Source organism: Streptomyces sp. NPDC012510, from assembly GCF_042955065.1.
In the GTDB taxonomy this organism is placed as follows: domain Bacteria; phylum Actinomycetota; class Actinomycetes; order Streptomycetales; family Streptomycetaceae; genus Streptomyces.
Genome location: NZ_JBIBEN010000032.1, coordinates 50,755 through 61,812, shown reverse-complemented (window position 1 = coordinate 61,812; position 11,058 = coordinate 50,755). Strand labels below are relative to the sequence as shown.

At 71.6% G+C, this 11,058-nt stretch carries 12 protein-coding genes; 2 read left to right on the top strand and 10 right to left on the bottom strand.

The window, feature by feature from the left end; translation table 11 throughout:
* Positions 1–49: 49 nt before the first annotated feature.
* Together ACFY9I_RS38590 and ACFY9I_RS38585 are read right to left on the bottom strand one after the other, a co-directional pair.
* Positions 50–1,048, bottom strand: coding sequence for an inorganic phosphate transporter (locus ACFY9I_RS38590; protein ID WP_391011047.1), 999 nt, complete (start codon positions 1,046–1,048; stop codon positions 50–52).
* A 7-nt stretch (positions 1,049–1,055) separates the two neighbouring features.
* Complete coding sequence (locus ACFY9I_RS38585) at positions 1,056–1,676, bottom strand: DUF47 family protein (RefSeq protein WP_391011045.1); 621 nt, start codon at positions 1,674–1,676, stop codon at positions 1,056–1,058.
* A 188-nt stretch (positions 1,677–1,864) separates the two neighbouring features.
* Between ACFY9I_RS38585 and ACFY9I_RS38580 the strand changes: the two genes are divergently transcribed.
* A complete protein-coding gene (locus ACFY9I_RS38580) occupies positions 1,865–2,230 on the top strand; it encodes a metal-sensing transcriptional repressor (protein ID WP_391011042.1) in 366 nt (121 codons plus the stop codon).
* 94 nt (positions 2,231–2,324) lie between these two features.
* Here the strand turns inward: ACFY9I_RS38580 and ACFY9I_RS38575 are convergent, their stop codons facing one another.
* Positions 2,325–2,510: a hypothetical protein gene (locus ACFY9I_RS38575; protein WP_391011132.1), complete on the bottom strand. Its 186-nt coding sequence runs from the start codon at positions 2,508–2,510 to the stop codon at positions 2,325–2,327.
* A 94-nt stretch (positions 2,511–2,604) separates the two neighbouring features.
* Positions 2,605–3,438, bottom strand: a complete 834-nt coding sequence (locus ACFY9I_RS38570; RefSeq protein ID WP_391011129.1) for a hypothetical protein — start codon at positions 3,436–3,438, stop codon at positions 2,605–2,607.
* A gap of 201 nt (positions 3,439–3,639) precedes the next feature.
* On the opposite strand from ACFY9I_RS38570, the gene ACFY9I_RS38565 reads away from it, so the two are divergent.
* Positions 3,640–3,807: a hypothetical protein gene (locus ACFY9I_RS38565; RefSeq protein WP_391011141.1), complete on the top strand. Its 168-nt coding sequence runs from the start codon at positions 3,640–3,642 to the stop codon at positions 3,805–3,807.
* Between the two features lie 3 nt (positions 3,808–3,810).
* Here ACFY9I_RS38565 and ACFY9I_RS38560 read toward each other — a convergent pair whose 3' ends face one another.
* From ACFY9I_RS38560 to ACFY9I_RS38535, 6 genes are all read right to left on the bottom strand, one after another.
* Positions 3,811–4,233, bottom strand: a complete 423-nt coding sequence (locus ACFY9I_RS38560) for an NUDIX domain-containing protein (protein ID WP_391011040.1) — start codon at positions 4,231–4,233, stop codon at positions 3,811–3,813.
* Positions 4,230–5,519 (bottom strand): CHAD domain-containing protein, encoded by a 1,290-nt coding sequence (locus tag ACFY9I_RS38555; protein ID WP_391011037.1) that lies wholly within the window; start codon positions 5,517–5,519, stop codon positions 4,230–4,232. Before ACFY9I_RS38555 ends, ACFY9I_RS38560 begins: the two co-directional genes overlap by 4 nt.
* Positions 5,500–7,734 (bottom strand): RNA degradosome polyphosphate kinase, encoded by a 2,235-nt coding sequence (locus ACFY9I_RS38550; protein WP_391011126.1) that lies wholly within the window; start codon positions 7,732–7,734, stop codon positions 5,500–5,502. Before ACFY9I_RS38550 ends, ACFY9I_RS38555 begins: the two co-directional genes overlap by 20 nt.
* Positions 7,735–8,177: 443 nt before the next feature.
* Positions 8,178–9,032 (bottom strand): ABC transporter permease, encoded by an 855-nt coding sequence (locus tag ACFY9I_RS38545; protein WP_391011034.1) that lies wholly within the window; start codon positions 9,030–9,032, stop codon positions 8,178–8,180.
* On the bottom strand, positions 9,029–10,051 hold the full coding sequence (locus tag ACFY9I_RS38540; protein ID WP_391011031.1) for an ABC transporter permease: 1,023 nt from the start codon (positions 10,049–10,051) through the stop codon (positions 9,029–9,031). Before ACFY9I_RS38540 ends, ACFY9I_RS38545 begins: the two co-directional genes overlap by 4 nt.
* Positions 10,048–11,052, bottom strand: coding sequence for an ABC transporter permease (locus ACFY9I_RS38535; protein WP_391011028.1), 1,005 nt, complete (start codon positions 11,050–11,052; stop codon positions 10,048–10,050). The genes ACFY9I_RS38540 and ACFY9I_RS38535 overlap by 4 nt, the downstream gene beginning before the upstream one ends.
* Between the last annotated feature and the right edge of the window lie 6 nt (positions 11,053–11,058).

Genomic DNA, 11,058 nt, shown 5'->3' with positions numbered 1-11,058 from the left:
CAGTTCCCCGCGCCCCTGTCGGGCGCGGTCCGCCGCGGCCGTATCGGGCTCAGAGGAACGCCAGGTTCACGATCCAGTAGCTTGCCGCGGCCACCAGGGCCGCGGCCGGCATGGTGATGAACCAGCCGAGGATGATGTTCTTCGCCACGCCCCAGCGGACGGCGTTGACCCGCTTGGTCGCGCCGACACCCATGATCGCCGAGGTGATGATGTGGGTTGTGGAGATGGGCGCCTTGAAGATGAAGGCAGTGATGAACATGATCGACGCGCCGGTGGTCTCGGCGGCGAAACCCTGCGGGGGATCGAGTTCGATGATCTTCCGGCCGAGGGTGCGCATGATGCGCCAGCCGCCCGCGTACGTGCCGAGGGAGAGCATCACCGCACAGGCGATCTTCACCCAGACCGGGATCGGGTCGCCGTAGTCCTCGACGTCCGCGATGACCAGGGCCATCACCACGATGCCCATCGTCTTCTGGGCGTCCTGGAGACCGTGTCCGAGGGCCATGCCCGCCGCCGACACGGTCTGCGCTATGCGGAACCCGCGCTTGGCCTTGTGCGGGTTGGCGCGGCGGAAGATCCACATGATCGCCGCCATCACCAGATAGCCGATGACCAGGCCGACCACCGGGGACACGAACATCGGGATGACGATCTTTTCCAGTACGCCGGACCAGTAGACCGTCGTACCGCCCGCGAGCGCCGCGCCCACCATGCCGCCGAAGAGCGCGTGCGAGGAGGAGGACGGCAGGCCGAAGTACCAGGTGATGAGGTTCCAGGTGATCGCGCCGACCAGGGCGGCGAAGAGGATGGCCATCCCCGTCGAACCCTCGGGCGTGGCGATCAGGCCCTCGCTGACCGTCTTGGCGACCCCGCTGCCCAGGAAGGCGCCGACGAGGTTCATGACCGCGGCCATGGCCAGGGCCGCGCGCGGGGTCAGGGCACGGGTCGACACCGAGGTCGCGATCGCGTTCGCGGAGTCGTGGAAGCCGTTGGTGTAGGTGAAGAAGAGCGCGACGCCGATGGTCACGACCAGAGCGAAGGTGTCCATGAAGGGGTCAGGACTCCTTGACGGCGATGGTCTCCACCGTGTTCGCCACGTGCTCGAAGGCGTCCGCCGCCTCCTCCAGCACATCCACGATCTGCTTGAGCTTGAGGACCTCTATGGCGTCGTACTTGCCGTTGAAGAGATGGGCGAGGAGCTTGCGGTGGATCTGGTCGGCCTGGTTCTCCAGCCGGTTGACCTCGATCCAGTACTCGGTGAGGTTGTCCATGGTGCGGAGGTTCGGCATCGCCTCGGCCGTCAGCTCGGCGGCGCGCGCCAGGACCTCGATCTGCTGGTCGACGCCCTTGGGGAGCTTCTCGACGTTGTAGAGGACGACCAGGTCGACGGCCTCCTCCATGAAGTCCATGATGTCGTCGAGGGAGGACGCGAGGGAGTAGATGTCCTCGCGGTCGAAGGGCGTGATGAACGAGGAGTTCAACTGGTGGAAGATCGCGTGTGTGGCGTCGTCACCGGCGTGTTCCGCTGCCCGCATACGCTCCGCGATCTCGGCCCGGGCGGAGGACTCCGCCCCGAGCAGTTCCATCAGGAGCTTCGAGCCGGTGACGATGTTGTCCGCGGACGCGGCGAACATGTCGTAGAAGCTCGTCTCCCTGGGGGTCAGACGAAAGCGCACGTGGGGTCCTCGGTATGCATCGGTTTCGGTCAGGGTGATGCTAGGCGCATCATCCGGCCACTGCTATCGGGCCGTCCCCCAGTGTCGCCCATGAAAAAGATCGGTCGGCACGGGGGCCGCTCGCAGGCCGTATACCCGCCAAAGTTCGGTACGATATACCCAGTAGGGGTATGTGTCTGGAGGACGCGATGACGACCACAGGGGCCGGCGCGGAAGCGCCCTCCGCCGTAGACGGCGTGGAGCCGGGTGGCGTGACCGACCACGACCGTGGAATCCACGGGTACCACCACCAGAAAGACGAACACCTCAAGCGCCTGCGGCGCATCGAGGGCCAGATCCGTGGGCTCCAGCGGATGGTCGACGAGGACGTCTACTGCATCGACATACTCACCCAGGTCTCCGCCTCCACCAAGGCGTTGCAGTCCTTCGCGCTGCAACTGCTGGAGGAACACCTGCGGCACTGCGTCGCCGACGCGGCCCTCAAGGGCGGTGCCGAGATCGACGCGAAGGTGGAGGAGGCCACGAAGGCGATCGGGCGGCTGCTGCGGACCTGAGGACCGGAGGCCGGGATGTCGCGCCGCGGGGTCGCTTTTCGGCCACCCGGTGCGGAGCCCGGCGTTGCGGTCGTCCGCTCGGGGCGGCCGCCGTCTACCGGGGCGGTTCGTCCTCGTGGGCGCGTTCTTCCCAGACGCGCAGGACCTCGTCGATGCGGTCGGGGCTGAGACGGTCGCCGTCGGTGGTGGAGGCCGCGATGATGAGGTCGCCGCAGAGCTCGATCTCGGCGAGGGCCACGTGGTCCTGAACCGCCGTACCGCCTGCCGGAGCCACGCGCATCACCTCTTCTCCCGCCGTCACCGACTCCTAGGGTAGGCAGCGGCCCTCGGCCGGCGCATGGCACCAACGGACCATTTCCGGCCCCGCACTTCCCCTACTCCTGGGCGATCTTCCCGGCGTAGATGTCCTCGGCCCTCGGCAGCCGTACGGAGACGGGAACGCCGAAGTCGTACAGCAGGGTCGTCGAGGCGACGGCGACGGTGCCCTGCCCGCCGCCGTTGACGAAGCTGAAGCGGTGGCGGACCTTGCGGATGCGGCCCTCGTCGTCGAGGTAGGCGTCGAAGGGGACCCGGGCGGTGGCGAAGCCCTCGGCGGCGGCGCGCAGGGGGGCCTTGTTGCCGTCGGAGGCCGCCAGGGAGGCCGTGGTGAGGTCGGCGGTGCCCCGGTAGTGACGGACCCGGGCGCCGTCGACCTCGGTCTCCCCGACGTACCGCGCCGTACGCGTCCCGCGCAGCACCTCGACGGCGGCGAACGGGTCGGTGGCGCCGCCGGTGACCAGATTGCCGTCGGAGAGGGTGCCGGTGTCGACGCGGACCCATTTGTCGGCGGGGACACCGGCGCCACGGTTCTTCATGAACAGGGCGCCGGGGGCGAGGAGTTCGGTGATCGGGCGGTGTTCACCGGTGCCGACGGCGTCGTGCGGCAGCAGCACCTCGAGCCTGCCGAGTTGCCGGCCGTAGTCGTAGACGCCCTCGCCGTGGATGGTCACACGGGTGCCGCCGGTGGCCATCTCCATCTCCGTACGGGCCTTGGAACTGCCCGCGCGGACGAGCGTCGGGGCGGCGCGGTGCAGCAGGTCGACCGGGTCGGTGGGGAGGGAGTCGTCGTCGGGGCCGCCGCCCGAGCAGCCGGTGACACCGGCCGCGCCGACGATGAGTCCCGCCGCGACGAACACCGCTCCCGTCCTGCTGTGCCGCCGCGTCACCATCGCCTGCCAACCCCCTGGCCGGGTCCGTACCGGGTCTTCCTGCTTGTCCGGATAACGACGGGTGGGGGAGGTCGTCACGCGAGGGGGCGTGGGCTGTGGGTGAGGGGAGGCCGTGGAGCCGGTGGGTGGGGTCGGTGAGCGGGGGCGGTCGGGGCGGCGGCGGGCATGGTGGGTTCGCTCGCGCTGGGTAACGTCATGGGTGTGGCGCACCACGAAGACCCGGCAATGCCGCAGCAGCACCGTACGACCACCGTCGAGCAGGGCCGCTTCTGTGTGGCCCGGTGCAGTTGCGGCTGGCGCGGCCCGGCGCGGCGGGCGCGCAGCCTGGCGCGGTCGGACGCGGAAGGGCACGCGGCGGGCGGGGCGTGACGGTCACGCGTGCCGGAGTGCGGCCAGGAACTCGTCGACCAGCTCCCGGTCGCGGGGCTGGGTGAGGCGGGCGCGGGCGGTGGCCGGGTCCAGCCAGCCGATCCGGTCGACCTCGCGGCTCGGCGTGAAGTGGCCGCCGGTCGCCTCGGCCGCCCAGTAACTCACCTGCTTGGCGCGGCCGTTGACGAAGTAGTGGGTGGTGGGCAGCCGAGGACCGGGCGTGCAGCGGTGGCCGGTCTCCTCCTCGACCTCGCGCAGTGCGCCGTCGAGGGGGTCCTCGCCGCGCTTCAACTTGCCCTTGGGGTGCGACCAGTCGTCGTACTTCGGCCGGTGGACCAGGCAGATCTCCAGGTCCCCGGTGGTGGGCGAGCGGCGCCACAGGACGCAGCCCGCCGCTCGGACGACCGTGCCGGTGTTCCCGGTCACGACATGCTCACCGCCTCCTTCTGCCAGGACTGCTGGAACGCGAAGCGGGATGCCTCCACTTCGTGGCGTTGGTCGGCGTGCAGGACGCCGAGGGCGTAGGCCGTGGCCGGGGCGATGCGCGGGGTGCGGGCGGCGGAGGCCGCCGCCGAGGCCGCCTCGGCGGCGTCGCGATGACGGTTGAGGGCCTCGCCGGCCGCGAGGAGGTGCAGGTCGACGGGGACGGCCTCGGGGTGGAGGACCTCCAGGGCGTAGCGGTGGAGGCGGAGCAGGAGGCGTACCTGGTGCCAGGGGGCGTCCTGGGGGTGGGGGGCGGTGTCGGGGGAGATGCCGTGGATGAGGGCCTCGGCGTTGTAGGGGTGGCCGGCGGTGTGCAGGGGGAGGACGGTGACCGCGTCGCGGAGGCGGTCGTGAGCGGCGGCGGCCAGGGGGCGGAGGTCCGTGGCGGGGGCGGCGGGGGTGAGGGGAACCTCGCTGGCCAGGACCGCTACGCGGTCCGCGACGGCGTGGAAGCGGCTGGATCCCAGGGCCTGGAGTGCCGCGGAGTGGGCCCGGGTGCGGGCGAGGGTGAGCCGGCGGTCGAGGAGGGCGCCCGCCTTTGCCGCGCCCACGGTGAGGTTGCCGCGGTCGGGGGTGGCTGGGGTGTGGGGCGCCGGGGCTGGAGTGGCCGGAGGGTGGGTACCCGGGCCGGCGGTGCCGGGTCCCGCTGTGCCCACCCGTTCCGCCCCGGCGGAACGACTGCCCACAGCGGAGGCGGCGGCGGAGGCGGCTCGGTCGCCTGCGGTGGAGGTGGCGGTGGTGGAACGGCCCCCCACGGCGGAGGTGGCGGTGATACGGCCCCCCACGGCGGAGGCGGGGGAGCGGGCCGGCATCGCCGACTGGGAGCCGCCCGCGGCCGAGTCGGCCGTGGTGGCGGTCCGGGTGGGGAAGGCCGTCGCGCCCGACAGGCGGTGCAGGGCTGTCACCAGGCGGTCCAGGCGGGCCGCGTAGGCGTGTTCGTGGCCCAGGGTGCCGGACAGCCAGGCCAGTTCGGGGCGGAGGGACTCCGACCAGTCGGCGTCCAAGAGGGGACGGAAGGTGTGCAGGGTGCCGCTGATGCGGCGGGCCGAGCGGCGCAGGGCGAGAGCCGCTTCGGTGGACCCCTCGGCCCCGCCGGCCGCGCCCCCACCGGTCTCGCGGTGGGTGCGCAGCGCGCGGAGGAACTCCGTGGCCTGGGCCCGCAGATAGCCGGCGAGGGCATCGGCGGGTACGGCCGTGGGGTTCGTGGGGTCAAGGTGTCGCTGTGCCACGCCGGCGCCTCCGGGCGTCAATGAGCATCTCCTGGACGTTGCGCAGGGGCTGGCCGTCCGCGTCGTACGAGTGCCGGGTCCACTCGCCGTCGGGGCCGAGGTGCCAGGAGGAGGTCGTGTCGGACATACCGGTCTCCAGGAGGCGGTTGAGCGCCGCCCGGTGGGCCGGGTCGGTGACCCGTACCAGGGCCTCGATCCGGCGGTCGAGGTTGCGGTGCATCATGTCGGCGCTGCCGAACCACACCTCGGGTTCACCGCCGTTGCCGAAGCCGAAGACCCGGGAGTGCTCCAGGAAACGGCCGAGGACGGAACGGACCCGGACGTTCTCCGAGAGGCCGGGGACGCCCGGTCGTACCGCGCAGATACCGCGTACCCAGATGTCGACCGGTACACCGGCCTGGGAGGCGCGGTAGCAGGCGTCGATCAGGGCCTCGTCCACCATGGAGTTGACCTTGATGCGGACATACGCGGGACGTCCGGCACGGTGGTGCTGGACCTCCTTGTTGATCCTGGCGATCAGGCCGTCGCGCAGGGACTTCGGGGCGACGAGCAGCCGGCGGTAGGTCTCGCGGCGGGAGTAGCCGGAGAGCCGGTTGAACAGGTCGGAGAGGTCGGCGCCGACCTGCGGGTCCGCCGTGAGCAGGCCCAGGTCCTCGTAGAGGCGGGCCGTCTTCGGGTGGTAGTTGCCCGTGCCCACGTGGCTGTAGCGCCGGAGCGTGTCGCCCTCCTGGCGGACGACCAGGGAGAGCTTGCAGTGGGTCTTCAGGCCGACCAGGCCGTAGACGACGTGGCAGCCGGCCTCCTCCAGCTTGCGGGCCCACTTGATGTTGGCCTGCTCGTCGAAGCGGGCCTTGATCTCGACCAGCACGAGGACCTGCTTGCCGGACTCGGCGGCGTCGATGAGCGCGTCGACGATGGGGGAGTCGCCGGAGGTCCGGTACAGGGTCTGCTTGATGGCGAGGACGTCCGGGTCGGCCGCCGCCTGCTCCAGGAACGCCTGCACCGAGGTGGAGAAGGAGTCGTACGGGTGGTGCAGAAGGACGTCGCGCTCCCGCAGGGCGGCGAAGACGTCGGGCGGTGACGCCGACTCGACCTCCGCCAGGTCACGGTGGGTCCCGGCGATGAACTTCGCGTACTTCAACTCGGGCCGGTCGAGCGCACCGATGCCGAAGAGACCGGTGAGGTCCAGGGGGCCCGGCAGCGGGTACACCTCGGCCTCGGAGATCTTCAGCTCCCGTACCAGCAGGTCGAGGACGTACCGGTCGATGGACTCCTCCACCTCCAGGCGCACCGGCGGGCCGAAGCGGCGCCGCATGAGCTCCTTCTCCAGGGCCTGGAGCAGGTTCTCGGCGTCGTCCTCCTCGACCTCCAGGTCCTCGTTGCGGGTGAGGCGGAAGGCGTGGTGCTCGAGGACCTCCATGCCCGGGAACAGCTCCTCCAGGTGTGCCGCTATCACGTCCTCGATCGGCACGTACCGGTTGGGGGAGGCCTCCAGGAAGCGGGAGAGCAGCGGCGGGACCTTGACGCGGGCGAAGTGCCGGTGGCCGGAGACCGGGTTGCGCACCACGACCGCGAGGTTGAGGGAGAGCCCCGAGATGTACGGGAAGGGGTGGGCCGGGTCGACGGCCAGCGGGGTGAGGACCGGGAAGATCTGGTGCCGGAAGAGCGTGAAGAGGCGGGCCTGCTCCTTCTCCGTCAGCTCGTTCCAGCGGACCACGTGGATGCCCTCGTCCGCCAGCGCGGGCGCGATGTCCTCGTGGAAGGTGGCGGCGTGCCGGGCCATCAGCTCACGGGAGCGGGCCCAGATCATCTCCAGCACCTCGCGGGGCTGCAGCCCGGAGGCGGACTTGGTGGCGACACCGGTGGCGATACGGCGCTTGAGACCGGCCACCCGGACCATGAAGAACTCGTCCAGGTTGCTGGCGAAGATCGCCAGGAACTTGGCTCGTTCGAGCAGGGGCGTGTTGGGGTCCTCGGCGAGCTCAAGGACGCGCTCGTTGAACGCGAGCCAGCTGCGCTCCCGGTCCAGGAAACGGCCCTGCGGCAGTTGTTCGCCGTCGTACGGGGCCTCTTCGTAGGCGTCGAGGTCGGCGTCCATGTCGGGTTCGAGATCGGAGACGACCGCCGACACCGTGTGCGGGCGATGGGCGGCTATGGAGCCGACGGACGGCTGCGCGTGCTGGACCTGGGCTGCCTGGGCGTTGGACTGGCTCATGGCACCATTCTTCCGCGCCGCGAGCATCACAGGCGCGTCGGACAGGGCCGGTGGGAGCGACGAAACGTGTGCGTCGGCGTTCGCGGCGTCGTTGTGGGCGATGTCCGCGTCGATGCGCGCGACGACGTCCGCGGTGACGTCCGCGGTGACGTCCCGGACGACCGTGGCCTCCTGGAGGCCGCTCCCCGCGCTCTTCCCGCTGCTTGGGCCGTTGCGTGGGGGAGGCGAGGGCTCGGGCACGACGGGGTTCATTGCGGAAGCGTCGCAAGCTTGTCTGAATCGCCGGTTACGGAGACCTTACGTGCGGGATAGCGCGGGGAGGACCGCCGGTTTCGCCGGGCGACGGCCGGTACCGGCGTGCCCGGATCCCCTGCCGTTCCCCTGCGGTATGCCTTCGGCACGCCCCTCCCCCCGTAGGAGGGGCGTGCCGGGTCCGTGAGCCATCAGCGGGTGCGGCGGCGCAGCAGCCAGAAGGCGGCTGCCGTGGCGAGGGCGGCGACGGCGAGGATGACGCCGGTGGTCATGAGGTGCGGGGGCCAGAACTGGGACGCCGGGTGATCATCGGGGTACCGGCCGTCGCCGGTGCCTCTGAGCGTCCTGGCGGGCCACAGGTCGGGCCAGTGGTCGTCGAGGTACAGGTGGAACCCGAGGATGAAGCCGAAGGCGACGGTCAGTGCGGCCAGGGAGCGCTTCAGGGCGAGGCCCGCCAGGGCGCCGACGGCCAGCGCGCACAGGGCGTAGGCCAGGAGGGCCGGGCCTCGGTTCACGAAGGGGTCGTTGTAGTGCCACTCGTCGCCCAGCAGGTCCCGGTTCGACGACCAGGCCCAGCGGTAGACCAGCACGAGGACGGCCGTGCCCAGGGTCAGCGCGACGGCGGGCACCGCGAGCTTGGCGGTCAGCCAGCGGACCGGGGTGACGGACTGGGTCCAGGCCAGCTGGGCCGTTCCGTTCTCCAGCTCGCGGCCGATGAGTGAGGCACCGGCCCAGGCGGCCACGCCGTAGGAGAAGTAGGCGATGAAGGTGCCGGCCCAGCTCAGGCCGCTGGAGTAGCCGAACACCGACCCGATGTCGATGCAGCCGCCTGACCGCATCCGGCAGGCGGCCGCCTCCGCGCGCACCTGCGCGCCGTCGACGAAGTGCAGCCAGAGCATCCACCCGACCATGAGCAGTACGTACGCGCACCACACCAGCAGCGCCCAGCGGTGCACGCGCCACACGGCCCAGACCGGCCCGCGCGGGCGGAGACCACCGCGGGGCACGGGGGCCGCCGGGACGGCGGAAGTCGTCGTGGCGGTCATACGGCACCTCCTGTACGGCGTCGCAGCAGGCGGAACGCGGCCAGGACCAGCAGGGCGGTGACGGCGAGGACGATGCCGGTCTCGACGAGGTGGAGGGGCCAGAAGTGGGAGGTGGGGTGGTAGTCGAGGTAGTGGCCGACGACGTCGGTCCGGCCGCAGTCGGAGGAACTGCACCAGCCGGTCGCCACATGGGTGCCGTCGGCGGTGACGACGCCACTGTCGGCGACCAGGCCGACGCGGTGCGGGGTGCCCTCGTTCGCCGGGTTCGTCACGGTCTCGGCCGGCCACAGGTACGGCCGCACGAGGTCGAGCAGGCGGATCAGACCCACCAGCGCGAAGAAGCCGTAGCCGAGGGAGGCCATGGAGCGTCGGGTGAGCAGGCCGATCAGGGCGCCGACCACGAGACCGAGGAGGACGCGGGCGACGGCGAGGGGGCCGTTGCCCACGAAGAGCTCTTCCTCGTACCCCTGCCAGTGCCACGCCCCGCCGCCCTGCTCGATGTGTGCCGACCACATCAGCCGGTGCGCCAGGACGAGCAGCAGGGTGCCGGCGCCGAGCACGGCGGCCGGGAGCGCGAGCTTGGCGGCCAGCCAGCGGGCCGGGGTGACGGACTGGGTCCAGGTCAACTGGGCCGTGCCGTTCTCCAGTTCCCGGCCGATCAGCGCGGCTCCGGCCCAGAGGGCGACGAGGAGGGGCATGCCGGTGATGAGCGAGGAACTGAAGCCCACGACCGCGTCGTACCGGTCGAGCGCGGGCGCCGCGAAGTCGCAGTTCACGCTCACCTGCCCGTCGTCCCGGCAGGTCTCCGTGTGGTAGTCGGCCCAGGCGGCGTCCACACCCGGCCCCGCCGCCCAGAGCAGCGCCCCGGCGGTGACGAGGACCAGTACGGCCCAGCAGACCGCCGCCCAGCCGTGCAGGCGGAGCAGTGCCCAGGTCAGACCGTGGGGTCCCGGCTTCGTCCGCCGGCCGCCCCCGGTGACGGGCGCCTCGGCGCGTGACGCGGTGGTCGTGGCGCTCATCCGAGTCCCCCCGCACTCCGCCGCAGCAGGCGGAACGCGGCCAGGACCAGCAGGGCGGTGACGGCGAGGACGATGCCGGTCTCGACGAGCTGGAGGGGCCAGAAGTGGGAGGAGGGGTGGAAGTCGGCGTAGTAGCCGGCGACGTCGGTCCGGTCGCAGGAGATGTCCGTGCAGCCGATGTCCGAGACGCGCTCACCCGTGGTGCTGATGAAGCCGCGGTCGACCATCTCGCCCGTCCAGTCCGGCTCTTTGGTCCTGGAGACGAGGGTCTCGACCGGCCACAGCAGGTGACGGTTGGACTGGAGCGTGACCGCGAGGGCGGCCGTGCCGAGCAGACCGGCGGCGAGCGCGGGCAGGGAGCGGCGGATCAGCAGGCCCGCGACGGCGCCGAGGGCCAGGGCGAACAGGGCGTAGGCGGTGGCGACGGTGCCGTTGGCCGCGAAGGTCTCGGACTGGAACCAGTCACGGTTGCCGAGCGCGTGCCGCAGTTCCTCGTCCGACCCCCACAGCAGGCGGTGCAGCAGGGTCACCAGGATGGTCCCCGAGGCGATCACGGCGGCCGGGACGGCGAGCTTGGCGGCGAGCCAGCGGGCCGGGGTGACCGACTGGGTCCAGGCCAGCCGGGCGGTGCCGCTCTCCAGCTCGCGGGCGATCAGGGCGCCGCCGGCCCAGGCACCGATCATGACCGGGGCGACGGCGAGGACGGCGGTGGCGAAGGAGACCGCCAGCTCGTACCGGTTGTACGCGGCGCCGATCTCGCAGTAGTCGGCCTCGGCGCAGTCGCCGGCCCGGTACTCCGCCCAGGCCTCGTTCACTCCCGGTCCGGCGGCCCACAGGAGCCCGACGACGGCCAGCCCCACGAACAGCCCCCAGAACCACAGGGCCGACTGGTGCAGGCGGAGCACGGCCCGGACCAGCCCCCGGGCCGGGGTCACGGCCGGGTCCGGCTTCTCGGAGCGGGCGGCCAGGGTCTCGGCGTTCGGGCCGGTCGCGGCGGTCATACGGTT